We start from the raw sequence: 26,290 nt of genomic DNA, 5'->3' as shown, positions 1-26,290 counted from the left end.
ATTTTCCGCTCACCGGGAACGGTTCTCACCAACGGAAATTCCACCGACGGACCATCAGTGGCAGCCATTGAAACGATAGGACGACAAGATGACCGACCGGGTAATCGACCGGGTGCGCGAGATCGCCGACCAACTGCGCGCCCAGGGCCCCGAGGCAGAACGGGCCGGGCAGCTCACCGACGAGACGGTCAAATTGATGAAGTTGGCGGGCAACATTCGACTGCTGCAGCCGAAGGCCCACGGCGGACTGCAAGTCCACCCGCGTGAATTCGCCGAGACCGTGATGGCCACCGCCGCACTGGATCCGTCCGCGGGTTGGATCAACGGCGTCGTCGGCGTCCATCCGTATCAGCTCGCTTACGCAGACCCACGAGTCGCGTCCGAAATCTGGGCTGACGATGTCGACACCTGGGTCGCCTCCCCTTACGCGCCACAGGGCGTCGCCACGCCAGTCGACGGTGGCTACATCTTCAACGGCCGCTGGCAGTTCAGCTCGGGCACCGACCATTGCGAGTGGATCATCCTGGGCGCCATGCTCGGTGACGCCGAGGGCAAGCCCGTCATGCCGCCGCAGATGCTGCACATGATCCTGCCCCGCAGCGACTACGAGATCGTCCAGGACTCCTGGAACGTGGTGGGCCTGCGCGGCACCGGCTCCAAGGACGTCATCGTCAAGGACGCCTTCGTCCCCACCTACCGCACCATGGACGCGATGAAGGTCATGGACGGCACCGCCCAACGCGAGGCCGGGATGACCGAGACGCTGTACCTGATGCCGTGGTCGACCATGTTCCCGCTGGGCATCTCGTCGGCCGTCATCGGCATCGCCGAAGGCGCCCTGGCCGCCGCACTCGATTACCAACGCGAGCGCGTGAACTCCAGCGGAGTCTCGATCAAAGATGACCCCTACGTCATGTATGCCATCGGTGAGGCCGCCGCCGACATCAACGCCGCCCGGCAGGAGCTGCTGGCCAATGTCGACCGGATGTACGACATGGTCGCCGCCGGCACGGAAGTGTCGTTCGAGGACCGCGCGGCCGGCAGGCGCACCCAGGTGCGAGCCGTATGGCGCGCCGTCTCGGCGGTCGATGAAGTATTCGCGCGATGCGGGGGCAACGCCGCGCGGATGGACAAGCCGCTGCAACGGTATTGGCGGGATGTGCACGTCGGCCAGGCGCACGCCATCCACGTACCGGGCACGGTCTACCACGCCTCGGCCCTGAGTTCCCTCGGCGTGGACCCGCAGGGCCCGCTGCGGGCGATGATCTGACAGGAGAACACCCGTGGGATTGATCAAGAGCCTCAGCTACTGGGGCTATCCGTGGGTCACCGATCTACCTAAGGCGATACGTCCGTAGCTTGTACGGTTTACTCGCGGGCCGCGCGCCGTAGCCACCGAGTAGCAGCTTCCGAATTACATCTGCACGAGGTCGAACGGATAGGTCAATGTGCCCGCGGGCGCTCCATCGCAGCCGGTGGCGAACGATGATGACAGTGTGCCGGACATGGTGTTCGGATCCCACGAATAGGTATCCCGGGTCGGTATCACAGGCCCGTAATAGACATCCCCGCAACGCAATCCATCCGGCACATCAACGGTGAGCGTCAGCCGTCCGTCGTGACGATGCGCGTCGCCCTGGTAGGGAAAGGCCTTCGCCACCGGTTGTGGAATCGCCTGAACGTGAACGCAGTCGCCCTGACAACTCGACAGCGCCCATAGCCAGGTGTGAAAGTCATGCCGGCCGGAGATTCTGACTTCGAAGTTCCCGTGGCGGATATCCGCGTGCGCCAGCGGCATCGCCGTCCATGCGGCGGCGACCAACGCCATGGCCGAGATGGTTGATTTCATACCTGCCCTTGCCGACGCGCCTGCCGGATCAGACGCCACCGGCAGCACCGGCCAGACGTGGCTGTGATCCCTTTACCAGCAAGAAGTTACGGGGCACCGGTCCCGGGATGGGACGAATATCCGCTGAGCGGGCACCCTTCGAACCCAAACCACAGTGTGTGACAGCGCGCACACCATATGGTAAAAATAGTCATAGTCCTTTTTTGACTATCGACCTCTGGGAGCGCCTCATGACAACGACCGTCGTGAACCGCGGCGAAACGCCGATCGCCGCCATTGACCGGATGTCCCTGGTGCTGGATGCCTTCGACGGCAAGACACCGCTGACGATGGTGCAGATCGTGCACCGCACCGGTCTTCCGCGTTCATCTGTGCACCGCATGCTCGAGCGACTCGTGCACCTGCGCTGGCTCCGACGGGAAGGTTTCGACTACGAACTCGGGACCCGCTTGGTCGAACTGGGGTCGCTGGCCCTGCATCAGGGCCGCATTCACCAGGCCGCGCTGCCCCTCCTGCGCAGTCTGCAGCGGGCCACGGGCTTGGTAGTACATCTGGCTGTCCTCGACGGCTCCGACGTCATCTGTCTCGAGAGAATCGGCGATCACCTGACTGATCTCGTCCACACCTCGGTCGGCAATCGCGTACCGGCGCACTGTACTGCGCTGGGAAAGGCCATCCTCGCCGAAAGCGACTGCACGGAAGTCGATTTCAGCAGCCGCCAAACTCGTTTCTCGATTACCGGCACCCAGCAAGTGGCGGTCGAACTGGCGAAGACCCGCGAACGTGGCGTGGCGTTCGACCGCGAGGAATCACTACTGGGGATCGGCTGCGTGGCGGCAGCCATCGGACTGCCCGGTCAGCCGCTCGCTGCGGTATCCGTGTGCGGGCCGATCGACCGGATCACGCTGGATCAGCGGCTGGCGGCGCCGGTTCGAATCACCGCGTCCCGCATCTGGCGCAACATGGAATTCGGCCCGCACCAAGGTGGTTCCCGGTCGCTGCAGGCAGTTCACCGCCGGTCGTCGGTGAGCCGCTGGGCGACTCCGTAGCGTTGTTCGGGGTCGAGGACGCAATGGGTGCGCCCGAACACGGTCACCATGCACTTGTTGTTGTGGGTGCAACGGCTGCGTGAATCCGGCTCCGTGACCATGGTGTTCACCCGGTCGGGTTCACGAAGCAGCGCCCGCCCCATGGCGAAGAAATCGAACCCTTCCCGCATGCCGGTCTCGATGTGTTCACGGTTGGTAATGCCACCCAACAGAACGAGTTTGGTGTTCTTCATCAGCGGGACGAATTGCCGAGCGGCGTCGAGCATGTACAAGTCCCGGTAGGGGTACCTGCCCATCGCTTGCTTGCCGAACAGTCGGATGGCGGGGCGCAGCGCGGCGGGCATCACTTTCGAAAACTCTTTGGCCGGCACATCGCCACGGAACAGATACATCGGTTTGTAGACCGAGGAACCTTGGGTCAGCTCGATGGCGTCAAGCGTGGCGTCGGCATCGAGGAGTTGTGCCGTGCGCAGTGCTTCGTCGATCCAGATGCTGCCGGGGAAACCGTCATCCATGTCCAGCTTGGCGATCACCGCGACCTGGCCGCCGATAACTGTCCGGACGTGTTCAGCGATCTCACGAACCAGTCGAGACCGGTTGTCGATCGACCCACCGTACCCATCTGTGCGGCGGTTGATGAGCGGACTCAGGAATGAGCTGGGCAGGTACAGGTGGCCGAAATGAAGCTCGACCGCGTCGAAACCGGCATCCACCGCGATGCGGGCGGCTGCCCCGAACTGCCGGATGACGGTCTGGATTTCCGCGACGCTGATCGCGCGGCAGTACGCGAAAGACGTCGGGTTGATGAACCTGCTCGGCGCCACCGCGGTAACACCGGTGAGCTTCTTGGGCGCCACCACCCCGGCGTGCCCCAGTTGAGCCGAAATTGCCGCTCCGCGAGTATGTACGGCGTCGGTCAACCGGCGCAGGCCCGGCAACGTAGCTGCACTCATGACGATCTGTCCCGGCGCGCTCGCGGCTTCGGCAGAGACGCAACAGTACGCGACGGTGGTCATCCCCACGCCGCCGTCGGCGAAGGCACGGTGAAAGGCGATCAAATCATCGGTGACCGCGCCGTCGGGCGAGCGCCCCTCCGAGGTCGCCGCCTTGATGATTCGGTTCCGCAGCACCACCGGTCCGAGCTGCGCAGGTTCAAAGGGATTGTCGCCCATGGGATCACCATTGCCGCCCATCACCGAGGAGCAAAGATCCGTTCCCGGTAACCGGGAAGAGGCGGACCGCGCAACGCCCTCTGCGCCTAGCCTCTACCCATGGACGAAGTGTTCGTCATCGACCGCGTGGTCACCGCACCCGGGTGTGCCCAGAAATTCATCGACGCCTATCTCGCCGGATACGCCCCCGGCGCCATCGAGCGCGGTATGACCATGTGGGACATTCTGGTCAGTCCACCGATCTGGTTCGACGACCGAACCAACGTCGTCACCATCACCTGGTCCCTGCCCAGCCCGCAGGCGTGGTGGCAGATGACATGGCAGGGTCGCGGCGATCCGACACTGGCACAGTGGTGGGACAGCGTGGCCGGCCTCATTGTCGAACGCAACCGCAGCGTGGCCGCGTCTCCCGAAAACGTGGCCCCCGCAGGTGATGTCGTTGCGCGGCAACCACAACCGGCAGCAGAGGGTGCCACCGTCGGCGTGACGCGCCTGATCGACGTCGACGAATCCGATCGGGTACGAATCCTGGAGAACTTGCGCGCGGCAGCCCACGACAGCGGCGCACTCGCGTATGTGGTGGAACCGACGCTGTCGGGCTCACGCAATGGTGGCGACATCCTGGTCCATCTACGCTTCGCAGACCAGGCTTCCTGGCGGCAAAGCACTTTCGACAACATTCTGGCCGATCCGGCGATCATGCACGTCAACGGCGCGACTTATCGCGGAACCCCGACACGCAGCGGTAGCGGCACCGTGTACCGCGCACTACTGCTGCGTGTCGACCCCGGCGTCGACGCCGACACCATTGCCGACTTCGAACGCGAATTGGCTTCGATGCCAAGATATGTTTCGACCATCGCGGCGTGGCAGCTCAGTCGTGTCGACACCGCTATCGGTACCAGCCCGTGGACGCACGTGTTCGAGCAGGAATTCACCGACGTCGACGGGCTGATGGGGCCGTACCTGATGCACCCTATCCATTGGGCGGTCGTCGACCGCTGGTTCGACCCGGAAACCACCGACGTGATCATCCGAGATCGTCTGTGCCACAGCTTCTGTGAGCTGACCACGCCGGTGCTGCGCTGACGGGGCCGCTAAACCCCGGCGGGCAGGATGTTCGGATTGGCCGATGCCGGCGGTTGCAGCGGCGGCAGAACCGCGCCGCCGTCCAGCGAGTGCACCGGCAATTGTTGGGACCATGGGTAGTGCAAGCTGAACGCCACCAGACCCGTCCGCTCCGCGGCGGGCGCGTGGCACATGGCCAGCACCGTCTCTGCCAGATATTCGACCGGCTCGGTGGGAAACGATTCGGGAATGAGCGCGGCGGCGCCAGGGGTACGCACCGCAGTGGACGGACCCACACAGTTGACGGCGATGTTCGCATCGACCAACTCGGCTGCCACCCCTTGGGTGAACCGGTGCAGAGCCGCCTTGCACGATGCGTAGATGACATCGCCGGCGGTCTTGTTGTAGTCCCGATACGGCCGCGCCGGGGCCACCCCGGTAACCGAGCCGATGTTGACGATCCAGCCCGCACCCTGGCTTCTCATGTGCGGCACAACGGCTTTCGTCAGGGCGAACGGGATGCGCAGGTAGTGGTCGATTGTCCGGTCGAAGGTTGCCATCGGCATGTCCTCGACCACGGCATAGTCGGCGAAACCGGCGTTGTTGACCAAGATGTCGATGCGCCCGGTCCGTTCCAGGACCGCCTCGACAAGGCCGCCACGCGCGTCGGGGTCTTCGAGATCCGCCGGCACGCCGAAGGCCGAACCGCCGGCGTCTTCGACGAGCCGCACGGTTTCCTGGATGCTGCCCGGGATCATCTCACTCACGCCGGCGCGCACCGACGCTGACGGACCATGCCCGCGCGCGGTGACCGCGACCGTGGCCCCTTCGGCCGCCAGCCGCTGTGCGATTGCCCGTCCGATCCCCCGGCTACTGCCCGTCACGAGTGCGGTCTTACCGGCCAAGAGCCTTGTCATTGCAGGATGAAGTCTTCCTCGATGGGTGCCCGGTGCTGACGCCACAAGTCGACCAGTCGATATGGTGTGGCCACCACGACGCGCCCTGAACCGGACCGGTAGTAGGTGTGGGCGTTGGGCGTATGGCACCACACGGTGCCGCGCATCGTCTCGTCGATGCCCTCGACGTACTCGTCGTACGCATTGCGCGTGACCTCCATGGTCGGCACGCCGCGCAGCGCCATCAGCTGCAGACACTCGATGATGTAGTGCGCCAGCACCTCCATCGAGAAGTTGGCGCCCGCGCCGTGGCCTGGGCTGTAATTCGGTGCTGACGTGATGAACAGGTTGGGGAAGCCCGGGACCGTGCCACCTCGGTAGGCACGCGGACTGTCGCCCCACTCAGCGGACAACGCCCGGCCGTCGCGACCGCGGATGTCGATCGTCGACAGGAAGTCCAGGTGGTAGCCGGTGGCGTAGATGATGACGTCGAGGTCGATCTGTCGGCCGTCGTGCGTGACAATCCCATCGGCGTTCACCGCGGCCGGCTCGCTGGCTTCGACGTCGACGTGATCACGGGTCAACGCGGCATAGTAGCCGCCGGGGTCGCGGATGATCCGCTTGCCGTACGGGGCGAAATCGGGCGTGACTTTGCGGGCCAATTCTGTTCCGGCGCCGAACATCTGGTTGATGTAGTCCGTGCACATCTGCAACAGCACGTCGTTGGCGGGCGAGATCGACAAATGGTTCTTGGACCACTCCGGGTCCTGCAGGATGACCGGGTAGTTGTTGTCGGCGGTGGCCCAGTACGACTTGACCCGGTTCCACATGGCGTAGAACGGCAGCACCCGCCCCAGGTAGCGGCGATGTTCCGGGACGTCGTCGGACAACCGCTTGCGGGGAGCGACCCAATGAGGCTGCCGCTGGAACACGGTGAGGTGTTCGACCTGGTCGACGCAGGCATCGACAATCTGCACCGCGGTGCAGCCGGCACCGATGATCGCCACCTTCTTGCCCGTCAGGTCCAGCGCGGGATCCCACTGCGCCGAGTGAATGCTGATGCCGCCGAAGCTCTCCCGGCCCTCGAGATCGGGAAAGCGGGGACGATTCAGGTAGCCGGCCGCGGTTACGACGAAACTGGCATGGTCAACCGTCGTGCTTCCGTCGGCGCCGCGCGAATGAATCTGCCACTGCTGACGACTTTCATCCCACCGCAACGCCTCCACCTCGGTGCCGAACCGGATGTGCTTGCGCAGCTCGTGCTTGTCCGCGAGCGCGACGAGATAAGCCTGGTACTCGGCGCCCTGCGGGTAATAGCTGGACCATTCCGGGTTCACTTCACGCGACAGCGAGTAGTAGGCCGACGGGGTGTCAACGCCGATGCCCGGGTACGTGGTGGTCAGCCACGTACCCCCGACTTCGCTGTTGCGGTCGAAAATCTGAAACTGGACGCCCTCCTCGGCAGCCGCCAGTGCTACCGCGATGCCGGCCAACCCGGCCCCGATGATGGCCATGGAAGTGGTCTGGGGAATCGGCACCGTGCGCGGCAGCGTAGGTTGCGACGGGCGGAAACCACCCTGCTCGATCAGCAGGTCGACGAATTCGTCATCTACCGGACCGCCCACCGCCAGCGGCAGCACCCGGGTGAACAGGTCGCGGTCTGCGCCGGCCGCGTCCTCGGGCCGGAAGTCGACGAGCGCAGTGCTGATCTCGCCGACCAGCGCGTGCATGGTTTCGGGATCGGTGGTCCCCGCCCGCTCAGGCGGGTCCTGCACGTGATCGATCTTGGGGGCGTACCGATCGACGACCGATGCATCGCCGGTCATCTGTGCGAGCACAGCGACGAGGACACCGGGATCTGCCTGCATCAGGTGTGCACGCAGGGCGTCAGGGTCAGCAGCGCTGGCTACAGGTGAGGACGATTCGGTCGCGGCGGTCATGCAATCGAGTATCGAAGGGACCGCCCTTTCGCCGCCGCTGCTTTGACCTCTGAGCGGGATACGATCCTGCGAGCAACTCGGTGCGCTACATACGTTTCACCGCATGGATTCTGATGACCTGGACACCGTTATCGCCCGGGCCCGCAGCCACAGCCTCGCCGACATTCCACGCCGGGCGGCGCGCAGACAGCCGAACAAGACAGCGATCGTCGACGGCGAGGTGTCGCTGAGTTTCGCCGAGTTCGACCACCTGGTCGACCGTGCCGCTGCGGCGTTGCGCGACAACGGTCTTCGGGTCGGAGACCGGCTTGCGTTGTTGTCACGGAACTGCTGGCAGTACGCGGTACTGACATTCGCCTCGGCCCGTGCCGGCGTGGTTCTGGTCCCGATCAATTTCATGCTCACCGCCGAAGAGATCACCTACATCCTGGCGCACAGCAATGCTGCCGGGCTCATCGTCGAAGCGGACCTGGCGCCGGTGGCGGCGGACGCGCTGCGCCGCGGCACCGCAGTGCACGTCACCGCAGCGCTGGCTCCGGCCGGGCAGCAGTGTCCCTCTGGATGGCCAGATTTCGCCGATTGGCTCGCCGCCACGAGCACTGCCCCGGACCATCTTCTCGGCGACGAACAGCTCGTCCGGGTGATGTACACGAGTGGCACCGAGTCGCGGCCGAAGGGGGTGATGCACAGCAGCCGCAGCTTGATGTGGCAGTACATCAGCACCATCGTCGCCGGCTCGATGTCTGGCGACGACGTCGTCATCCATTCCCTGCCGCTGTACCACTGCGCACAGCTCGACAACTTCCTGGCCACCGCAATCTATCTCGGCGCGACAAGCATCATCCTGCCCCGCCCCGAACCCGAACTGGTCCTGCGCACCATCGAGCGCCACCACGCCACCAGTTACTTCGCGCCGCCCACTGTGTGGATCAGCCTGCTGCGCAGCTCCGTCTTCGACCAGGTCGACCTGTCCAGCCTGTGCAAGGGGTACTACGGCGCCTCACCGATGCCCACCGAAATCCTGCACGAGTTGCGTCGCCGGTTGCCGGGTCTGCGCTTGTGGAACTTCTACGGCCAGACCGAGATGGCGCCCCTGGCCTCGGCGCTCGGACCGGAGGAACAGGACGCTCACGCCGGATCGGCAGGCCGACCGGTGGTCAATGTCGAAACCACCATCCTCGACGAGACGAACACTCCCGTACCACCGGGAACCGTCGGCGAGATCGCCCACCGCAGTGCACATTTGATGCTGGGCTACCTCGACGACGCGGACAAGACCGCGGAGGCGTTCGCCGGTGGTTGGTTCCATTCCGGTGATCTCGGCTTCTACGACGAGCACGGCCTCTTGCACGTGGTGGACCGCAAGAAGGACATGATCAAGACCGGCGGGGAGAATGTCGCCAGCCGCGAAGTGGAAGAAATCCTGTACCTGCACAACGGTATCGAGGAAGCCGCCGTCTTCGGGTTGACGCACCCGCTGTGGGTCGAAGCTGTCGTCGCCACCGTGGTCCCCCGCGCCGGGATGACGCTGACCGAAGACGAAGTCCTCACCCACTGCCGTGGTCATCTCGCAGGCTTCAAAACTCCCAAACGGGTTTTCTTCGTCGATTCCCTCCCGAAGAACCCCAGCGGCAAATTGCTCAAACGCCGACTGCGTGAAGAATTCAGCCCCGAATTCGCGCAAAACTGAAGGAACACAACATATGTACAAAGGCCGCATCGCGCGATTCGATGAGCCCGGCAAGCCATTTCAGATCGAGACCGTCACGCTGCCAGAGGTCGGACCGGGTGAAATCCTGGTCCGCGTGACCCGCGCCAACATCTGCGGGTCGGACGTACACGCCTGGCACGGCACGTTCGCAACCCGAGGTCTCGGTGGGCAACTGCCAACGGTGCTCGGGCACGAAATGGTTGGGGCTGTCGAGGCGCTGGGTGACGGTGTTTCGACCGACTCGAACGGCAAGCCGTTGCAGACCGGCACCCGAGTGGTGTTCCCCTACTTCTACAGCTGCCACAGCTGCCGCAATTGCCTTGCCGGGCGACGAAACGGCTGCCTGAAGCTGAAGATGGCCATGCTGGGCCGGGCCGACGAGCCACCATATTTCGTCGGCGGCTACGGCGATTACTACCTGCTGCCGGCCGGCGCCGTCGTCTACACGGTTCCGGACAGCGTCGCTGACGACATCGCGGCAGGCGCCAATTGTGCTCTGTCCCAGGTGATGTACGGGTTCGAACGCGTCGACCTGCAACTCGGTGAACACGTTGTCGTGCAAGGGGCCGGAGCTCTGGGCCTCTATGCGATCGCGGTCGCCAAAGCGCGCGGCGCCGCGAACGTGATCGCGATCGACGGCATCGCCGAACGGCTGGAGTTGGCGGCCGCCTTCGGTGCCGACACCGTGCTGGATCTGAACCAGGTCGCGACGCCCAGGGACCGAGCCAAAGCCGTTCGTGCGCTGACCGACGGACACGGTGCCGACGTCGTCGTCGAAGTCGTCGGGCACCCCTCGGCGATCGAAGAGGGCCTGCAGATGCTGGGACAGTTCGGCCGCTACGTCGAGATCGGCAACATCAACGCCGGCCAGACGTTCGCCTTCGACCCCTCGCGATTCGTCTTCAGCAACAAGACCATGGTCGGCGTTTCGCTGTACGACCCGGCAGTGCTGTCTCGCGCCCTGACCTTCCTGGACCGTCACCAACATGAACTGCCCTTCGACCGGCTCGCCGCAACGACGTACTCGCTCGACGACATCAATGACGCCTTCGCCGCGGCGGACGGCAAGCGCGACATCCGTGCCAGCATCACCCCGTAGTTCGCAAAGGACGAATATGCACACTCACCAACGTTCCGAGCTTTTCATCGACGGCCGCTGGGTGGCCCCGTCGGGCAGCGGTGTCATCGACGTCGTCGACCCGGCCACCGAAGTGGTGATCGGCCATGTCCCGGCCGGCGACGAAGCCGATGTCGACGCGGCGGTCGCCGCAGCACGCCGCGCCTTCGATCCGGCGATCACCGTCCCAGAGCGGCGGCAGCGGCTGCGCCGGGTGATCGATGCGATGGAGAAGCGCCTGCCGGACATCGCCAACCTCATCACCGCCGAGATGGGCGCCCCGGTACGAATCGCGCAGACGGTGCAAACGCAGGTACCGCTCGCCGTCGCCAACGGCTTTGCCGACGTCTTGGACACGTTCGATTTCGAAGAGCGCGTGGGCAATTCGCTGGTGCTGCGCGAGCCCTACGGGGTTGTCGGCGCCATCACCCCGTGGAACTATCCGCTGTACCAGGTGGTCGCCAAGGTGCTTCCGGCCATCGCCGCGGGCTGCACCGTCGTGCTCAAACCGAGCAACGAGGCACCGCTGTCGGTGTTCGCGTTCATCGAAGCCTGCGAGGAAGCGGGACTGCCGCCCGGGGTGGTCAACATCGTTTCCGGCCCTGGACGGGTGATCGGTGAGCGCCTCGCCAGTCACCCAGACGTCGACTTCGTGTCCTTCACCGGGTCCACCGGGGTGGGATCCCGTGTCGGCGAGCTGGCGGGCCAGTCAGTCAAGAAGGTGGCCCTCGAGCTCGGCGGAAAATCGGCAAACGTCATCCTCGATGGCGCCGACCTGGCCACCGCGGTCAAAGTCGGCGTCGGCAACGCGTTCCTCAACGGCGGCCAGACCTGCATGGCGTGGACGAGAATGCTTGTGCCGCAGAGGCGCTACCGTGAGGCACTAGAACTGATCGAATCGGCGGTGGGCCGCTACACCGTCGGCGATCCCTGGGACCCGGCCACCCGGATCGGCCCGTCCGCCTCACAATCCCAGTTCGACACGGTGCGCGGATTCATCGACCGCGCGCAGCGTGATGGCGCGCGTCTGCTCACCGGGGGCTCCGAGCGGATCCGTGACATCGGGTTCTTCCTGGCACCAACGGTATTCGCCGATGTCGACCCGGAATCTGAACTCGGACAGGAAGAAGTGTTCGGACCCGTACTTGCCGTCATCCCCTATACCGACGACGACGATGCCCTGCGCATCGCCAACGGCACACCCTACGGCCTGTCGGGGGCGGTGTGGGCCGCCGACGACGACACCGCGATCGCGTTCGCACGTCAGATTCAGACCGGACAGCTGGACATCAACGGCGGTCCTTACAACCCCACCGCGCCGTTCGGCGGCTACAAGAAATCGGGAATCGGCCGGGAGCTCGGGCGATTCGGCTTCGAGGAGTATCTGCAGACGAAGTCCCTTCAACTCAGGGCACGGCCGTGAAGGCACCCGTCGATGTCAGCACCAGCGGCTCGATCCAGCTCTGGACGATCGATCTCCCAGAGGCAGGCAACGCCATATCTTCCCCGGATGTGATCGCGGCGATCGAGGCCAACATCGATGCAGCCAACCGCGACAACGCAGTTCGGGCGATCATCCTCACGGGTCGCGGGAAGATCTTTTCGGCCGGCGGCAATGTCAAGGAGATGGCCGACCGCCGCGGCATGTTCGGCCTCGCCCCCATCGACCAGCGTCGTGCGTACATCGATGGCATCCAACGCATCCCACGTGCGATGAGCCGGCTCGAAGTCCCCATCATCGCCGCGGTCAACGGCGCCGCGATCGGCGCCGGCTGCGATCTGGCGATGATGTGTGACATCCGCATCGCCTCGGAGCGCGCGTCATTCGCGGAGAGCTTCGTGCAGCTCGGCTTGATTCCCGGCGACGGCGGATCCTGGTTTCTGCCGCGGGCCATCGGATACTCCCGCGCCGCCGAGCTCACCTTCACCGGTGACCGCATCGATGCCGCAACGGCGCTCGACTGGGGTTTGGTGAGCCGCGTTGTGGCCCATGAGGATCTGCTTGCGGAAGCGCACACCCTGGCCGAGCGCATCGCCGCCAATCCCCCGCACGCGCTGCGGATGGCCAAACGACTGCTTCAGGAATCCATCACCGGCACACTGGAATCGACCCTCAGCATGGCCGCAGCCATGCAACCGCTGGCCCACCATGACACAGCGCACCACGAGCGCATCGCGAAGTGGAAGACCTCATGACGCCGACCCTGAGACGTCTGGTGCCGCCGGCGAGCAGCTCGAACCCAGCTGCTGACGCGTTGCGCGGCCAGGTCCGGACGTTCCTCGCCGAACAACTGGCTGTGGGCGCCTTCACGCCGTCGGTCGACGCCTGGTTGTGCGGCTGGGACGAGACCTTCACCCGTTCGCTGGCACGACAAGGCTGGTTGGGTATGACGGTCCCCGAACACTATGGCGGGCACGGCCGTTCGTTTCACGACCGCTTCGTCGTCACCGAGGAACTACTGGCCGCCGGGGCGCCGGTGGCCGCCCATTGGATCGCCGACCGCCAGATCGTGCCGTCGCTTCTCAAGTACGGCACCGAAGAACAGAAGCACGAGTACCTGCCCCGCATCGTCCGCGGTGAGTGCTTCTTCGGCATCGGAATGAGCGAGCCCGACTCAGGATCGGATCTCGCGAGCGTGCGCACGCGAGCAGTCCGTGCCGACGGGGGCTGGGCGATCACCGGGACCAAGGTATGGACCTCGGGGGCGCACCGGGCCCACGCGTTCATCGTCTTGGCCCGCACCGCACCGGCGGACTCGGCACATCGGCACGCGGGGCTCAGCCAGTTCATCGTCGACTTCGCCACCGAGGGCGTAGACGTTCGGCCCATCATCTCCATGAACGGTGGGCACCACTTCAATGAGGTGATTCTCGATGAGGTGTTCGTGCCCGACTCCCGGGTCTTCGGAGAAATCGGGCAGGGTTGGAGCCAGGTGACCTCCGAGTTGAGCTTCGAGAGAAGTGGCCCGGAACGGTTCCTCTCGACGTTTCCACTCCTGGGCTTTGCACTCGAACAGGCTGCTCCACAAGATGTTTCGTGCGACGTCGAGATGGGCCGATTGGTGGCACGTATCGCCGGGCTGCATCACACATCGATGGCTGTGGCAGATGCCCTGCAACGCGGCGAGGCCGCCGATGTCTCCGCAGCCGTGGTCAAGGTCCTCGGCACCACCGTCGAGGGCGATATCGCCGACTACGCCGATCTGCGCACCGGTGATGAGAGCAGGGTCGACTCGTCGTGGGCCGATCTGGTGTTCCACGCGGTCGACCAGCGCCCCGGATTCACCCTGCGCGGCGGAACCAACGAGGTACTGCGCGGCGTCATCGCGCGGGGATTGGGGTTGCGATGAACGCAATCGGATCGATGACAAGCGCGCCGACAGTCGATCGCGATCTGGTCGACATGATGGACGCCGTCTTCGCCGACCACCGGCTGTCCCACGATCCTGGGCCGGCCGAGGCACGAGTCGACTTTGACCGCACATTGTGGCAACGGCTCGATGAGCTCGGGCTGGTGCGGCTGACCGGTTCGGAACAATCCGGCGGTAGCGGCGCGAGCTGGCGCGAATCGGCTGAATTACTCACCGCCGCAGTGCGGCACGGGGTACGGCTGCCGTTGGCCGAGCATGATCTCTTGGCGTGCTGGCTGCTGGAGGCCGTCGGCCACGAAGTCGACGACGCGCTCCGCACGATCCACGTGGTGCCGCAACCCGATGCACCTCGGGCGCCGACGCCCTGGGCCGGCTCCGCCGACCGGATCGTCACCGTGTGGCGGACCGGCGACGGCTATCGTGTCGCCGATGTCGACACCACGGAAATCACGATCGCCCCGGGACGCAACCTGATCGGCGAACCGCGCGACACCGTGAGAGTCGATGCGGCCGGGTGGCCCGGACAGGCGGTAGCGCCCGAGTTGGTCACCGAACTCGAGCGCAAGGCCGCGTTGGTGAGAGCCATTCAGGTTTGTGCCGCACTGGATTGCGCGATCGCGGCCTCGGTTGAGCACGTGATGTCGCGCATCCAGTTCGGCCGTCCCCTCGCCAAGTTCCAGGCGATCCAGAACCTGATCGCAGATGCCGCCGCCGAGGCGGCGGTTGCGCGCTCGGCTACCGAAGCGGCACTGCACACCGCACTCGAAACAGGATGGCTGACAGACCATCTCGACTTCCAGATCGCAGTCGCACGGTCCTGCGCTGGGCATGCGGCGTCGGCCGTGACACGTCATGCCCACCAGGTGCACGGTGCGATCGGGACGACACGCGAACACCGCCTGCACGAATGGACCCGCGCAGCCCTGGCGTGGCGCTCGGAGAACGGTTCTGTGCACTTCTGGGACCGGAAGGTCGCCGCCGCGGCGGCTGAAGCAGGCCGCACCGGCGTGTGGGCGTTGATCACTGGCACCGGGTAGCTTTCGGGATTATTCCGGTGACCGGTCACGGGCGCTGTGACGAGCAACTCCGGCGAGTTGACTGACCGGTATGAGCAACTCGATCAGCTTGCCTGAGGCCCAAGAATTCATCGCCGAGTTCTGGTTTCACTACGACCAGGGAAACTTCGCCGAAGTGGCGGCTCGGATCGGCGACGAGATGGAGTATCTGAGCCGTTCGGATTCCGGAAACTGCCCATTCGAGCATCTGCTGGCGGCCGAATTGCACGGCGGCGCAGAGACTCTCGCCTGGCTCACCGAGCACCGCAACGAGAACCCGTACCCGTGCCGCCACCACGCGACCAACGTCTTCCGGACCGGAACCGAGGGTGAGGTCACGACGGTGCGGTTCTATCTGTACGTCAACCAGATCACCAACAACGTCCCGTTCGGGGTGTCGAGCGGCGTGGTCGACGTCGGCATTCGGCGCGCGGGTGATGCGTTGGTGTTCACCTCGATGACGGTGGTGCTGGACGCCGAGAACTCGATCCCGCTCGCCGAGCACGCCGCGAAGGCCGCGGCCGCCAACGGGCAACCCGCGTGACCGCTGACGCGATCTTCGGTGGTGGCGTGGCCGTCATCACCGGCGCCGGCGCCGGCATCGGCGCCGGCCTGGCGCGTCACGCCAGTCAGCTCGGTATGACGGTGGTGTTGGCCGACATCGACGCCGCCGCCATTGCGGCTCTGCGTGACGAAATCCGCGTGGCCGGAGGAAACGCAGTCGACGCCGTCTGCGACGTTCGTGATGCCGCGGCGGTACAGCGGCTGGCGGACAGGGTATTCGACGAATTCGGTGCCGTGCGACTGCTGGTCAACAACGCGGGAGTCGAACAGTTCGGCTACCTGTGGGATACCCCATTGGCCAACTGGCAGCGGATCGTCGACGTCAACATCAACGGCGTATTCCATGGCATTCGCGCGTTTCTGCCACGAATGATGTCCACCGATGCGCCCGCGTGGGTGTGGAATCTGTCTTCGATCGGCGGGGTCGCCGTGGTTCCCCTGCAGGCGCCCTACATCATGAGCAAGCATGCCGTGCTGGCGCTGACCGAATGCCTGAATCTCGAGGTGCAGTCCGCAGGCCATGCTCGTCACATTCACGTCCAGGCCGTCCTGCCGGGAGCCGTCGTCTCCAACATCTTCGAATCCGCGGGCGGAGTCGACACCGGGAACACCGATGCCGCCGAGGGGCAGCGCGCGGCCATGCTCGATATCAAAGCAGCCGCAATGGACCCCCTCGCCGCCGCACAGGTGGTCTTCGATCAAGCCGCCGAAGGACGCTTCTATCTCATCACCCAACCGGACTATGTCGGTGCGGCGATGTCCGAACGTGCCCGCGTACTGACCAGCCAGCAGGCGCCACAACTGCGCGAGCATCGCCGGTTCGACCCCACCCACAACTGAGATGCCTACACCACAACTCGATCACGATGCCGCCGTCCGGGTCGCATCTTTCGGAGACATCGCACCGATGCGGACCCGCGGCCTGCCGGCCGTCCGCGCCGGTATCGAATCCGCGCCGCTCCCTGACATGCCGACCATGGCCAGCACACAGAACCTCACGGCCCCGGGGCCTGCCGGCCCGCTGGCGGTCCGCCTGTACCGGCCCAGCACGGATGAACGCCTCCCAGTCCTGGTCTACTTCCACGGCGGCGGGCTCGTCATGGGCTCCAACCACTCGTTCGAACCGTTGGCGAGAGAACTGGCCCACGCCACCGGAGTCGCCGTCGCAGCCGTCGAGTACCGCCTGGCACCGGAGTCACCACCACCCGCGCAGTTCGACGACGCCTACGCAGCGACGGAATGGATCGCCGCCAATGCGTCCGAACTCGACATCGACGCCGGACGGCTGGGGGTGGTCGGCGACAGTGCCGGTGGATCACTGGCTGCCGCAGTGGCTTTGGCGGCGCGTGACCACGCCGGGCCGCAGATAACCCTGCAGGTCCTGCTCTACCCCGGCCTGGATCGCGACATGGGCGCACCATCGATCACCGCGATGCCCGACGCACCGATGCTGCGCCACGACGACATCGTCTACATGCACGAACTGGTCGACCGTAGTGGCGATTGGCCGCATTCGCACTATCAGGTGCCGGCCTACGCAACCGATCTGAGCGGCCTGCCCCAGGCGATCGTGGTCACCGGCGAGTGCGACCCCATCCGGGACTGGGGTGAGCGCTACGCCAATCGGTTACGGGAGGCGGGAGTACAGACCACTCTCACGCGTTATCCCGGGATGTACCACGGGTTCTTGATGCGATCAGACGCGACCGCCCGCGGCCGGCTGGCCATGGCCGAAGTCGGTGCGCTGGTGCGCGCAAAGTTCGCCCATCCCGGTGCCACCGGCCGATCCACCAACGGATCCCTCATGCAAAGCGCTTCTGCCCCAACGTCGACAGTCGACACACTCACCACCGAAGGAGAACACCATGCTGACCGATGAGCGGCGACGCGAGCTGTCCGACGTCCTCCGTCCCGCCGCGCCACCGCGCGAGATCACCGATGTCTACACCCCCGACCAGCGGCGGCGACTGCTCGACATTGTGCACGACCAGGGCCCGTGGAAGCTGATCATCGCGCAGCACTTCGCCTCCGCGGACGAGCTGATGGCGACCATGAGCGGTTCGTTCCCAGAGGGGTTCACCCCGTCCCTGGATCTGTTTCTCACTCCGACGTTCCGCGGCTATCTCGCCAATTACGGTGCCGTCCTGTACCCCGAGCTGCACGACTGCTTCTACCACAGCGCCTTCCTCGAGCACGCCAAGAGCTACTGGAACGCGCAGTACGCGAAGCCACAGATAATGCTGTTCAACATCAATGGCCCATGCGCCAACCGCGATCCCGGTCATCTGGACTCCCCGAGCTTCCGTGGTGTGCGCTACGAGAACGCACCCACCTGGCTGTGCAGCGTGATGGGCAAATCAGGGCTGTTCACCGATTACCTGATCAAGATGGCCCAGGTCATCACCTGGTTCTCCCTCGATGAACAATCAGGATTCACGTACTGGCCCGACGGACCGCTCAAGGCGCCCGGACGGGTACTGCCGCCGATCAACAACCGGGGTGTGGTCGTGCAGAACGAGATGATGATGCATCGCGGCGAGGCCAACGGGCCTCTGGCACAGCAGGTTCCCGCCGGCCTGTCCTTCGACACCGTGTTCACCGGCGACCCGGCCGACCGGGATCAATGGTTGCTGAAGAACGGTGACGATGTCATCGGGAGTCACCACACCGACGAGCTGAGGTTCCTGGTGCACTGGTCCGCCGAAGTGTTCTCGGACTACGACGAACTGAAGAAGAACATGGATGGCTCCGACGACATCACGATCGAACGCGCCATCGGCATGATGGTCGATGACCTCAAAGGCAAGGGCATCAAACTCGACGTCCCCAGCGAGCCCCTCCACGACGCCGCGTTCATCGGCGCACTCAACGCGGCCTACGACTTGGGTGCCCCGACGACGTACCCGGAAGACGCGCCTGTCAGCGCGTTCCAACTCGCATAGACCGCGAAAGGCACTGGAAAATGGATCGTTTCACCGACCGTCGCGTCATCGTGACGGGGGCCGGGTCCGGCATCGGCGCGGCCACCACCGCACGGCTGCTCGATGAGGGCGCCACCGTGGTGGCCTACGACATCGCCGCCGACGGACTGGCGACCACTGCCGACGCTGCGGAAAACGCCGGCACCGCCAAGCGCCTGACCACCGCGACACTCGACATCTCGGACGAGAATGCAGTCATCGCCGCCGTCGACGGTGCGGTGGCTGAGTTGGGTGGCCTCGACGTACTCGTCAACGTCGCGGCGATACAGACCTGTTCGCATACCCACGAGACCACGTTGGCGGACTGGAACCGGACGCTCGCAGTCAATCTCACCGGTACCTTCCTCATGACACGTCAGGCACTCCCGGCCCTGCTGGAGTCGGGCCGTGGCGTGGTGGTGAACTTCACCTCCACCGCGGCGACTTTCGCCCACCCCTACATGGCGGCCTACGCCGCCAGCAAGGGCGCGGTCCTGAGCTTCACCCACTCACTGGCACTGGAGTACTCGAAACAGGGCCTGCGTGCGGTGAACGTCCAGCCAGGCGGTGTCTCTACCGCGTTGGCCAACACCACACTCGAGAAGATGCCCGAAGGCTACGACTTGGGATTGTGGGCCAAGCAGACGCCGCTACTGCACGGCCGGGACAACCCGATCCTCGGCGATCCGAGTGCTGTCGCCGCGGTGATCGCCATGGTGGCCTCCGACGACGGCGCATTCATCACCGGCACCGAAATCCGGGTCGACGGCGGCGCGCACGCGTAGTCCCCCGACTTTCCCTCGGGCACGATGCCTCGATGTCAAGAAAGCACGCCGGTTCCGCACGGGAAGCTGCGCAGGACCGGCGTGCCGCGGGGCCCTACCGGACGAGGCACCCATCAGTTTCCCGGTTCGGCGCCCGGCAAGGCCCCGACAACCATCCCCATCCCGGTCCGCAGCACCGATCGCAGGCGGTCGAAGTCACCGTGCTCGACCCACTGCACATAGGCATGCCGGCACGCCTGAATGATCAACTGCGCCGGTAACTCCCGCGTCATCGGATCATCGTCCAGGCCGATCCGGGTGTCGAGAAACTCGGTGATCGGCCCGACAAGTTCTTGACCCCAGTCCAACCAACGCAGCCGATACTGGGGTGCACCGACCACCAGTGCCATGAACGTGCGGTCGAACTCCACCTGTCCACGTTTGGGCACCTCGGTACTGAATGCGTCCACGAGGATGTCCACGACATCACCGTCTGGCGGAGCGGCCGACAATACCTCGACGCTGAGCCTGCCGAACTGACGGAACAGCGGCATGACGACGTCTTCTTTGACCGGAAAATGCCGATGAAAAGTCCGCGGCGCGATACCGACGGCCTGGCAGATGCGCTCGACCGTCGCCGACGTCGATCCCTCCGCGAGGAAGATGTCACGCGCGGCAATGGCGATATCCAGTCGGAGCTCCTCGGCACGGCGCTCCGTCAGCGTCGCCGTCCTACCCTCAGCCCGCATGCATCCTCCTGGTTTCGGCGTTGCGGCTCATAGTATTTCGTCTCCCTTGCAATGCGGCGCCGGCACGGCAATCCGTATCCCGATGACAGGGAATCCGGTAGTGACGTACGTCTCCCGAACACTACCGTTGAACCTGTCAGATTCTGACATGCATGCTGAATCTGACAGCGGGATGCCCGCCGCGTAACAGTGGTCGCTAACCGTCCCGCGCCTATTGATGCTCACGCAGCACAGCCCACCGAGGAGGAAACATGACCCCCGAATCTGTAGAAATCACCACGGAGACCATGGAATTGAATTACGACGACTACACCCACGACTTCATGGGCAAGGTCGGCAACATCCAGGACTTCTCCCGCGACTTCCTGGTCGGCCTGGCACGCGTGTTCGAGGATGTTCTGAACTTCATGCCGTATGCGCACGTGAAGATCTATTCGGAGAAGGTCGGCATCAATGCCGCGATGGATGTGACCGCCCAGGTCTCCCGGGCCGGCATGCGTCAGGTCATGCCCATGGGACGCTTCATCGCTCCGCCCGGTTGGGACTGGAAAGACGCGCAATACCAAGCGATTCCGTTCGACGTACAGACCGAGGATCTCACGAAGCCGGCTCTGATCCGCCTGATCAAGACCTACTGGGACCAGTACCTCAAGGGGCACAACTACCTCATCGACCAATGGACGAAGATCATTCCCGAAGAGGAGGTATGGCTGGGGCTGCCCGACATGTACCAGCTCATCATCGACTACCAGTACCCGAAACTGGCGAAGGTCCTCAAGATCGAGCCGGTGCATGTGGTGGACTTCCTGAAACTGGCGGTGTTGAGCATCGACGGCACCCTGGGCTACGGGGGCGAATACATCGTCTACAACCCGGACCACGTCGTGTTGAACATGCGCCGTTGCGAGGTGCTGCAGAAGTACACCGACGAGGGCCTGTACCCGCCAGCGCGCGCCTGGATGAATTGCACTTTCGAGCAACGCATTTCGGCACCGTTCTTTCCTGGCTGCAAACTGGCCATCAACCTGCCACCCAAGGACTTCAAATTCGCCCAAGGTGAGCCGTTCTGCGTGTGGACCTACACCCGTGGTGAAGAGAACCACGCGGCCGCGGCGGCTGCGCCGGATCCACGGGCCACCGCGATGGAGCGGCTCCCTCTCATGGACGTGACGGTGTCCAGCTAGAAACCGTGGGGCTGCGCCGTGACTGACGGCGCAGCCCATTTCATCAGTCTGAGAAGCTGCCGTCGACGACCGGAAGCGTCCCCGCGCGTACGGCATCATCGATCGCTCCGCTGAGCGCCGAGCACGCCAGGAACAGGCTGCGATCTCCATACGCCGCCAATTGTTGTACGGTGCAGCGCTCTTCACAACGACCGAGAGCGGTACCGGTCCACTGCACGCTGGTCTGACTCCAGCTGCTCTTGCGGACCAGTACGGCAGCTCCGCACCGCAGGCAATCCACCGGCACCATCGACATGTCGTCGAGCCGGTTGTCGTGCGGTGCCGCCATCACCCGATAGGACTGGACGCCGCGGCCCGGGCAGCAAGATTCGCCTCGACCTCTTTCATCCACGCTTCCCGGGGCCGCGTCGTGTCCAGCTCGAATTCGAACCGGTCAACCATGTCCCGCGTGACATCGGCGACGTCGACATAGAACTGCTCGTACCAACGGCGCAACTGGTACACCGGCCCGTCTTCTTCGACGAGAAGCGGATTGTCGATGCGAGTCTTGTTACGCCAGATCTCCACGTCCTGCTCGAAACCCATCTTGACGAAATCACCCAGTGCGATGGCTGTTTCGACGGCGAGCTCGTCGGGCATGGACGGGTTCTTCTCCACGACGATGCCGTATTGCAGCGCGAAGGAGTTCTCGTCGATCGGATAGTGGCAGTTGATCAACACAGTGTGCTGATCGAAACCCTCGTAGTGGTAGGTCAGCTCATCGATCATGAATGACGGTCCGTGGTAGGCGGCCAGGGATGTCGTCCCCAGAATCGTCACGCCCTCCTCGGGATCGCCAAGATCAGGCCGTCCCGCGCTTTTCATGTATTGGGTCGCGACGTGACCTTCGAAGATGTTCTTGAAGTGGGTGGGCAGCGAGCCATGGATGTAGAAGAAGTGCGCCATGTCGACCACGTTGTCGATGATCTCGCGGCAGTTGGTGTGCACCACCGTGGTGTACCAGTGCCAGTCGGTCCAACCATCGCTGGTGGCGCCTTCGATGCGAGGGATGGTCACATCCTGTGGTGGCTCATTGTGCTCGGGGTCATTCCACACGAACAGCATGCCGTCTTGCTGCAATGTGGGCCAAGCCGCGGTGCGGGCCAGCCGCGGTGTGCGCTTGGCATACGGAACCAGCTTGCATCGGCCGTCCCCACCCCAGCGCCAATCGTGGAAGGGGCACGCGATCTCGTTTCCCTTGACCGTGCCCTGGGACAGGTCGCCACCCATGTGCCGGCAGTATCCGTCCAGGACACTGATGGCGCCGTCCTCGCCGCTGAACACCACCAGCTTCTGCCCGAAAGCGTTGATCTGGTGCGGTTTTCCGTCAGCGAAATCACGGATGAGACCCAGGCAGTGCCAGCCTCTGGCAAACCTGGTCGGCACCGAGCCAGCTTCGATCAACCGGATGTCGTCGGTTTCGGATTCGGCTGTCATTGTTCGGTCCGTCCTTCAATCTGAAATCGCCATCCTGACAACATCATTGAACTGTGCGCGCCGCTTGCCGGGAGATCGGCGTTCCCGCTGACAGGAATTTCCCGGCGAGAAATGTGTCTCTGCGGTTTTAATGTCATTGACCGTGACCGCCTCGACGCACACCACGATCCCCGCTGGTCTGACCATCGCTGATACCGAAGTCGACCTTCTCGTCGTCGGGTCCGGCACCGGCCTGGGCGCCGCACTGGCCGCACGTGAACAGGGCTTGTCGGTACTCGTGATCGAAAAGTCCTCCTACGTAGGTGGTTCAACGGCCCGTTCCGGCGGCGCCCTGTGGCTGCCCGCGAGCCCCGTCATCGAAGAGTGCGGCGGCGTCGATACCGCACAGCGGGCGAGCACCTATCTCGATGCGGTCGTTGGTGATTCAGCTCCGCAGGACCGTTCGACCGCTTATCTGCGCAACCTGCCGGCGACGGTCGACATGCTGCGCCGGACCACTCCGATGAAGCTGTTCTGGGCGAAGGACTACTCCGACTACCACCCCGAGGCACCCGGCGGTTCAGCCGCCGGCCGCACCTGCGAATGCCGCCCGTTGAACACCTCGATTCTCGGTGAGTACCTGGCTGACCTGCGTCCCGGAGTAATGGAGGTCAGCATTCCAATGCCGACGACGGGCGCCGACTACCGCTGGTTGAACCTGATGAGCCGGATGCCGCGCAAGGGGTTACCCACGGTCGTCAAGCGCCTCGCGCAGGGACTCGGCGGACTCGCACTGGGTCGCCGCTACGCCGCCGGCGGGCAGGCCTTGGCCGCCGGCCTGTTCGCCGGCGCGATTCGCGCCGGCATTCCCATCTGGCTGGACACCTCGCTGACCGGCCTCGTCACCGATGACGATGGTCGGGTGACCGCCGCGACCGTCATCCATGCGGATTCCGTATTCACGATCACCGCCCGGCACGGCGTGGTGCTCGCCGCGGGCGGATTCGACCACGACATGGACATGCGGTGGAAGTTCCAGTCCGAATCCCTCGGACGCAATCTCAGCTTGGGAGCACGATCCAACACAGGCGACGCCATCCGGATAGGCCAGGAGGTCGGCGCCGGTATCGCCTCAATGGATCAATCGTGGTGGTTCCCCGCAGTGGCACCGCTGCCCGGCGCGGCCCCTGCGGTCATGCTGGCCGAACGCTCGCTGCCCGGATCATTCATCGTCGATCAGACGGGCCGCCGTTTCGCCAATGAATCGGCGGACTACATGAGCTTCGGTCAGCGGATACTGGAACTTGAAGCTGCCGCCACCCCGGTTGAGTCGATGTGGATCGTTTTCGATCAGCAGTACCGCAACAGCTACGTATTCGCGGCGGAGCTGTTTCCCCGGATGCCGATACCCCGGCGCTGGTATGACGCCGGAATCGCTTTTCGGGCAGACAATCTCACCGATCTCGCCACACAGATCAACGTTCCGGCGGGTACCTTCCGTGCGACAGTGGACCGGTTCAACGAGAACGCGTTCGCGGGTGAGGACCCGGATTTCGGGCGCGGCCGGAGCGCCTACGACCGCTACTACGGCGATCCGACGATCACGCCGAACCCCAATCTGCGTCCGCTGCTGAGTGGTCCGTTCTATGCCGTGAAAATGGTGCTCAGCGATCTCGGTACCTGTGGTGGTCTGCTCGCCGACGGTCATGCGCGCGTACTGCGGGAGGACGGCACGGTCATCGACGGTCTGTACGCGATCGGGAACACCGCCGCCAACGCCTTCGGCCGCACGTATCCGGGTGCCGGCGCCACCATCGCACAAGGTCTGGTTTTCGGCCACATTGCCGCTCAGCACGCTGCGCAGAACAGACTGGCCGCACAGGCTCGGTGAGACGCCCCGACGTCAGTCGGCGGCGTCTTCGGCAGCCGCCCTACGTTCGACCTCGTACCAGAAGGAGAGATCGGGCCAGGCGATGGCGCCGCCCTTGCTCGTGTTCGGCAGGGTTGCCTCCGCCTCGTCCAAATCCTTGATGAGGTTCAGGGCAAGCTCCCGTTCAGACGTATAATACCGGTCGGCCCAGGTCAAGGCCAGTTTGGCGTAACCCCACGTGGGATCAGCGCCGGACCACTTGGCTTCCCTGGCGGCTTCACGCTGCAACTGGTCGATTTGAGCAACGTGTTCGTGCAAGAGTTTCTTGAGCGCGGCCGGAGCGCTCAAATGGCCCAACATCACCCGCAGAATCGCTGGATGCTTCAGCGTAGGCAGCTCTATCGGTGCTTCCTTGGCCCACCGAGAAACCGCATCCAATCCCTTGTCGGTAATTTTGTAGAGTCGCCGGTAACGAGCGCCCTTTCCCTCCACGCGCGAACTCAGCAGCCCGAGCTTTTCCAGCTTCTTCAGCTCTGCGTAAATCTGGCTGTAGGCGGGACTTCCGAAAAAGAAGCGCATGCTCCAGTGGATCCACTTGCGGATGTCATAGCCCGACAGCTCGCGCTCGTACGACAGCATCCCCAGCAAGGCCCAGTTGATCGCGGGCAGCGAAGGTATGTCTGACGTCTCGGGTTCTCCCACACTCTCAGGTTAACAATCGGGCCTCTGAAGACGTCGCACCTCGACCGCCAACCGGGATTTTGCCTTGCTCGACGACGCCACGCCGACCGACAGTGATTGCCAGGTCATCAGTAGACAAGGAGCGACATGGGACTCAGGAACCAAGGGGTGCACGCAGCCTTCGCGGCACACGGTGCGCGGAGGGAACCGGCGAGCGGACCCCGCATGAGGGAGACGAACGCACCTCAGGTCCCCGAAGCGCTCTACGCGTCCCTCACAGACTCGGTCCGTCGACTCGTCGACTTCACGATTCGCAGCGAATGTGACGCCGCGACCATCGAATCAGTCCGCGCCAAAATCGACGCTGCCACAGACGAACTCGGCCGTGCGCTGATGCCGGGCTCATTCGGTGTCCAACAGGAGGTCAGCGGGTCGTCCATCGCTTGGGGCAACGCGGTCATCGGATTGCGTAACGCGCTCGCTCCCCCGCTCGACGTTCATCACGACGATGACGGAACGGCTTGGGCCGAAACCACATTGGGTGCGGCGTACGAAGGACCCAGTGGCCAGGTTCATGGGGGTATCTGCGCTTTGCTGCTCGACCATGTCTTGGGTGCGACAGCACACAAACCCGGCCAACCCGCAGTCACGGGAACGCTGACGATCCGCTACGAGAAGGGCACCGCGCTGGGACCTGTCCGGATCGCAGCCCATATCGACCGCATCGAGGGTGTGAAAACCTTTGCCGTGGGCCATATCGCTACGTCTGACGGCGTGACGGTGCGTGCAGAAGGGGTTTTCATCCATCCCCGTAGGTCCACCACGTGAGACGGCA

25 protein-coding genes are annotated in these 26,290 nt (G+C 64.4%); 17 read left to right on the top strand and 8 right to left on the bottom strand.

Annotation, left to right across the window (positions count from 1 at the left end; translation table 11 throughout):
- The first annotated feature begins 88 nt into the window (after positions 1-88).
- Entirely contained in the window at positions 89-1,270 is a 1,182-nt protein-coding gene (locus ACJH6H_RS02860) for an acyl-CoA dehydrogenase family protein (protein ID WP_212806432.1), read from the top strand.
- 144 nt (positions 1,271-1,414) lie between these two features.
- Here the strand turns inward: ACJH6H_RS02860 and ACJH6H_RS02855 are convergent, their stop codons facing one another.
- A complete protein-coding gene (locus ACJH6H_RS02855; protein WP_371824471.1) occupies positions 1,415-1,828 on the bottom strand; it encodes a hypothetical protein in 414 nt (137 codons plus the stop codon).
- Between the two features lie 251 nt (positions 1,829-2,079).
- Here ACJH6H_RS02855 and ACJH6H_RS02850 point away from each other — a divergent pair, with 251 nt between their 5' ends.
- Entirely contained in the window at positions 2,080-2,898 is an 819-nt protein-coding gene (locus ACJH6H_RS02850; protein WP_212814723.1) for an IclR family transcriptional regulator, read from the top strand.
- Here ACJH6H_RS02850 and ACJH6H_RS02845 read toward each other — a convergent pair.
- On the bottom strand, positions 2,859-4,070 hold the full coding sequence (locus ACJH6H_RS02845) for an NADH:flavin oxidoreductase (RefSeq protein WP_212806434.1): 1,212 nt from the start codon (positions 4,068-4,070) through the stop codon (positions 2,859-2,861). The genes ACJH6H_RS02850 and ACJH6H_RS02845 overlap by 40 nt on opposite strands.
- Before the next feature lie 483 nt (positions 4,071-4,553).
- On the opposite strand from ACJH6H_RS02845, the gene ACJH6H_RS02840 reads away from it, so the two are divergent.
- The gene (locus tag ACJH6H_RS02840) at positions 4,554-5,159 is read left to right on the top strand and encodes a Dabb family protein (protein ID WP_346416875.1); all 606 of its coding nucleotides are present in this window, start codon (positions 4,554-4,556) and stop codon (positions 5,157-5,159) included.
- Positions 5,160-5,167: 8 nt separating this feature from the next.
- On the opposite strand, the gene ACJH6H_RS02835 is transcribed toward ACJH6H_RS02840, so the two are convergent.
- Both ACJH6H_RS02835 and ACJH6H_RS02830 read right to left on the bottom strand, forming a co-directional pair.
- Positions 5,168-6,055, bottom strand: a complete 888-nt coding sequence (locus ACJH6H_RS02835; protein ID WP_212806435.1) for an SDR family NAD(P)-dependent oxidoreductase — start codon at positions 6,053-6,055, stop codon at positions 5,168-5,170.
- The gene (locus ACJH6H_RS02830) at positions 6,052-7,974 is read right to left on the bottom strand and encodes an NAD(P)/FAD-dependent oxidoreductase (RefSeq protein WP_212806436.1); all 1,923 of its coding nucleotides are present in this window, start codon (positions 7,972-7,974) and stop codon (positions 6,052-6,054) included. The genes ACJH6H_RS02835 and ACJH6H_RS02830 overlap by 4 nt, the downstream gene beginning before the upstream one ends.
- Positions 7,975-8,077: 103 nt before the next feature.
- On the opposite strand from ACJH6H_RS02830, the gene ACJH6H_RS02825 reads away from it, so the two are divergent.
- The 11 genes from ACJH6H_RS02825 to ACJH6H_RS02775 all read left to right on the top strand — a co-directional run bounded on the left by ACJH6H_RS02825 (position 8,078) and on the right by ACJH6H_RS02775 (position 19,537).
- Positions 8,078-9,664, top strand: coding sequence for an acyl-CoA synthetase (locus tag ACJH6H_RS02825; protein WP_212806437.1), 1,587 nt, complete (start codon positions 8,078-8,080; stop codon positions 9,662-9,664).
- Between the two features lie 13 nt (positions 9,665-9,677).
- Positions 9,678-10,784: a zinc-binding dehydrogenase gene (locus tag ACJH6H_RS02820; protein WP_212806438.1), complete on the top strand. Its 1,107-nt coding sequence runs from the start codon at positions 9,678-9,680 to the stop codon at positions 10,782-10,784.
- A 16-nt stretch (positions 10,785-10,800) separates the two neighbouring features.
- The gene (locus ACJH6H_RS02815) at positions 10,801-12,225 is read left to right on the top strand and encodes an aldehyde dehydrogenase family protein (RefSeq protein ID WP_212806439.1); all 1,425 of its coding nucleotides are present in this window, start codon (positions 10,801-10,803) and stop codon (positions 12,223-12,225) included.
- A complete protein-coding gene (locus tag ACJH6H_RS02810; protein ID WP_212806440.1) occupies positions 12,222-12,998 on the top strand; it encodes a crotonase/enoyl-CoA hydratase family protein in 777 nt (258 codons plus the stop codon). The genes ACJH6H_RS02815 and ACJH6H_RS02810 overlap by 4 nt, the downstream gene beginning before the upstream one ends.
- Positions 12,995-14,152, top strand: coding sequence for an acyl-CoA dehydrogenase family protein (locus ACJH6H_RS02805; protein WP_212806441.1), 1,158 nt, complete (start codon positions 12,995-12,997; stop codon positions 14,150-14,152). Before ACJH6H_RS02810 ends, ACJH6H_RS02805 begins: the two co-directional genes overlap by 4 nt.
- Before the next feature lie 14 nt (positions 14,153-14,166).
- Positions 14,167-15,210: an acyl-CoA dehydrogenase family protein gene (locus tag ACJH6H_RS02800; RefSeq protein ID WP_212806442.1), complete on the top strand. Its 1,044-nt coding sequence runs from the start codon at positions 14,167-14,169 to the stop codon at positions 15,208-15,210.
- Positions 15,211-15,280: 70 nt separating this feature from the next.
- Positions 15,281-15,772: a polyketide cyclase gene (locus ACJH6H_RS02795; RefSeq protein WP_212806443.1), complete on the top strand. Its 492-nt coding sequence runs from the start codon at positions 15,281-15,283 to the stop codon at positions 15,770-15,772.
- Positions 15,769-16,632 carry an SDR family NAD(P)-dependent oxidoreductase gene (locus tag ACJH6H_RS02790; protein ID WP_212806444.1) on the top strand — a complete coding sequence of 288 codons (864 nt, stop codon included), beginning with the start codon at positions 15,769-15,771 and terminating at the stop codon, positions 16,630-16,632. The genes ACJH6H_RS02795 and ACJH6H_RS02790 overlap by 4 nt, the downstream gene beginning before the upstream one ends.
- Position 16,633: 1 nt before the next feature.
- The gene (locus tag ACJH6H_RS02785; RefSeq protein ID WP_212806445.1) at positions 16,634-17,671 is read left to right on the top strand and encodes an alpha/beta hydrolase; all 1,038 of its coding nucleotides are present in this window, start codon (positions 16,634-16,636) and stop codon (positions 17,669-17,671) included.
- Positions 17,658-18,734: a hypothetical protein gene (locus ACJH6H_RS02780; RefSeq protein WP_212806446.1), complete on the top strand. Its 1,077-nt coding sequence runs from the start codon at positions 17,658-17,660 to the stop codon at positions 18,732-18,734. The genes ACJH6H_RS02785 and ACJH6H_RS02780 overlap by 14 nt, the downstream gene beginning before the upstream one ends.
- 20 nt (positions 18,735-18,754) lie before the next feature.
- Positions 18,755-19,537: an SDR family NAD(P)-dependent oxidoreductase gene (locus ACJH6H_RS02775; protein WP_212806447.1), complete on the top strand. Its 783-nt coding sequence runs from the start codon at positions 18,755-18,757 to the stop codon at positions 19,535-19,537.
- Positions 19,538-19,650: 113 nt separating this feature from the next.
- Here ACJH6H_RS02775 and ACJH6H_RS02770 read toward each other — a convergent pair whose 3' ends face one another.
- The gene (locus tag ACJH6H_RS02770) at positions 19,651-20,265 is read right to left on the bottom strand and encodes a TetR/AcrR family transcriptional regulator (RefSeq protein WP_212806448.1); all 615 of its coding nucleotides are present in this window, start codon (positions 20,263-20,265) and stop codon (positions 19,651-19,653) included.
- A 251-nt stretch (positions 20,266-20,516) separates the two neighbouring features.
- Between ACJH6H_RS02770 and ACJH6H_RS02765 the strand changes: the two genes are divergently transcribed.
- The gene (locus ACJH6H_RS02765) at positions 20,517-21,449 is read left to right on the top strand and encodes a hypothetical protein (RefSeq protein WP_212806449.1); all 933 of its coding nucleotides are present in this window, start codon (positions 20,517-20,519) and stop codon (positions 21,447-21,449) included.
- 43 nt (positions 21,450-21,492) lie between these two features.
- Here ACJH6H_RS02765 and ACJH6H_RS02760 read toward each other — a convergent pair whose 3' ends face one another.
- Positions 21,493-21,777, bottom strand: a complete 285-nt coding sequence (locus ACJH6H_RS02760; RefSeq protein WP_053855896.1) for a hypothetical protein — start codon at positions 21,775-21,777, stop codon at positions 21,493-21,495.
- Complete coding sequence (locus ACJH6H_RS02755; protein WP_053855895.1) at positions 21,777-22,925, bottom strand: Rieske 2Fe-2S domain-containing protein; 1,149 nt, start codon at positions 22,923-22,925, stop codon at positions 21,777-21,779. The genes ACJH6H_RS02760 and ACJH6H_RS02755 overlap by 1 nt, the downstream gene beginning before the upstream one ends.
- 142 nt (positions 22,926-23,067) lie before the next feature.
- Here ACJH6H_RS02755 and ACJH6H_RS02750 point away from each other — a divergent pair, with 142 nt between their 5' ends.
- Positions 23,068-24,795 carry a 3-ketosteroid-delta-1-dehydrogenase gene (locus tag ACJH6H_RS02750; RefSeq protein ID WP_212806451.1) on the top strand — a complete coding sequence of 576 codons (1,728 nt, stop codon included), beginning with the start codon at positions 23,068-23,070 and terminating at the stop codon, positions 24,793-24,795.
- Positions 24,796-24,807: 12 nt separating this feature from the next.
- On the opposite strand, the gene ACJH6H_RS02745 is transcribed toward ACJH6H_RS02750, so the two are convergent.
- On the bottom strand, positions 24,808-25,476 hold the full coding sequence (locus ACJH6H_RS02745; protein ID WP_212806452.1) for a helix-turn-helix transcriptional regulator: 669 nt from the start codon (positions 25,474-25,476) through the stop codon (positions 24,808-24,810).
- Positions 25,477-25,680: 204 nt separating this feature from the next.
- Here ACJH6H_RS02745 and ACJH6H_RS02740 point away from each other — a divergent pair, with 204 nt between their 5' ends.
- Complete coding sequence (locus ACJH6H_RS02740) at positions 25,681-26,283, top strand: PaaI family thioesterase (protein WP_020102778.1); 603 nt, start codon at positions 25,681-25,683, stop codon at positions 26,281-26,283.
- Positions 26,284-26,290 lie beyond the last annotated feature (7 nt).

Origin of the sequence: Mycobacterium sp. SMC-21 (assembly GCF_045310825.1) — a bacterium.
Lineage (GTDB): Bacteria > Actinomycetota > Actinomycetes > Mycobacteriales > Mycobacteriaceae > Mycobacterium.
The sequence above is the reverse complement of the archived record's forward strand: the minus strand, read 5'-3'. Positions and strand labels throughout refer to the sequence as shown.

What these genes read in the sequence shown, in the direction of transcription:
- ACJH6H_RS02860 (WP_212806432.1), top strand. Translation starts at nt 89, where the DNA reads ATGACCGACCGGGTAATCGACCGGGTGCGCGAGATCGCCGACCAACTG.
- ACJH6H_RS02855 (WP_371824471.1), bottom strand. Translation starts at nt 1,828, where the DNA reads ATGGCGTTGGTCGCCGCCGCATGGACGGCGATGCCGCTGGCGCACGCG.
- ACJH6H_RS02850 (WP_212814723.1), top strand. Translation starts at nt 2,080, where the DNA reads ATGACAACGACCGTCGTGAACCGCGGCGAAACGCCGATCGCCGCCATT.
- ACJH6H_RS02845 (WP_212806434.1), bottom strand. Translation starts at nt 4,070, where the DNA reads ATGGGCGACAATCCCTTTGAACCTGCGCAGCTCGGACCGGTGGTGCTG.
- ACJH6H_RS02835 (WP_212806435.1), bottom strand. Translation starts at nt 6,055, where the DNA reads ATGACAAGGCTCTTGGCCGGTAAGACCGCACTCGTGACGGGCAGTAGC.
- ACJH6H_RS02830 (WP_212806436.1), bottom strand. Translation starts at nt 7,974, where the DNA reads ATGACCGCCGCGACCGAATCGTCCTCACCTGTAGCCAGCGCTGCTGAC.
- ACJH6H_RS02825 (WP_212806437.1), top strand. Translation starts at nt 8,078, where the DNA reads ATGGATTCTGATGACCTGGACACCGTTATCGCCCGGGCCCGCAGCCAC.
- ACJH6H_RS02820 (WP_212806438.1), top strand. Translation starts at nt 9,678, where the DNA reads ATGTACAAAGGCCGCATCGCGCGATTCGATGAGCCCGGCAAGCCATTT.
- ACJH6H_RS02815 (WP_212806439.1), top strand. Translation starts at nt 10,801, where the DNA reads ATGCACACTCACCAACGTTCCGAGCTTTTCATCGACGGCCGCTGGGTG.
- ACJH6H_RS02805 (WP_212806441.1), top strand. Translation starts at nt 12,995, where the DNA reads ATGACGCCGACCCTGAGACGTCTGGTGCCGCCGGCGAGCAGCTCGAAC.
- ACJH6H_RS02800 (WP_212806442.1), top strand. Translation starts at nt 14,167, where the DNA reads ATGACAAGCGCGCCGACAGTCGATCGCGATCTGGTCGACATGATGGAC.
- ACJH6H_RS02795 (WP_212806443.1), top strand. Translation starts at nt 15,281, where the DNA reads ATGAGCAACTCGATCAGCTTGCCTGAGGCCCAAGAATTCATCGCCGAG.
- ACJH6H_RS02785 (WP_212806445.1), top strand. Translation starts at nt 16,634, where the DNA reads ATGCCTACACCACAACTCGATCACGATGCCGCCGTCCGGGTCGCATCT.
- ACJH6H_RS02780 (WP_212806446.1), top strand. Translation starts at nt 17,658, where the DNA reads ATGCTGACCGATGAGCGGCGACGCGAGCTGTCCGACGTCCTCCGTCCC.
- ACJH6H_RS02775 (WP_212806447.1), top strand. Translation starts at nt 18,755, where the DNA reads ATGGATCGTTTCACCGACCGTCGCGTCATCGTGACGGGGGCCGGGTCC.
- ACJH6H_RS02770 (WP_212806448.1), bottom strand. Translation starts at nt 20,265, where the DNA reads ATGCGGGCTGAGGGTAGGACGGCGACGCTGACGGAGCGCCGTGCCGAG.
- ACJH6H_RS02765 (WP_212806449.1), top strand. Translation starts at nt 20,517, where the DNA reads ATGACCCCCGAATCTGTAGAAATCACCACGGAGACCATGGAATTGAAT.
- ACJH6H_RS02760 (WP_053855896.1), bottom strand. Translation starts at nt 21,777, where the DNA reads ATGGCGGCACCGCACGACAACCGGCTCGACGACATGTCGATGGTGCCG.
- ACJH6H_RS02755 (WP_053855895.1), bottom strand. Translation starts at nt 22,925, where the DNA reads ATGACAGCCGAATCCGAAACCGACGACATCCGGTTGATCGAAGCTGGC.
- ACJH6H_RS02740 (WP_020102778.1), top strand. Translation starts at nt 25,681, where the DNA reads ATGAGGGAGACGAACGCACCTCAGGTCCCCGAAGCGCTCTACGCGTCC.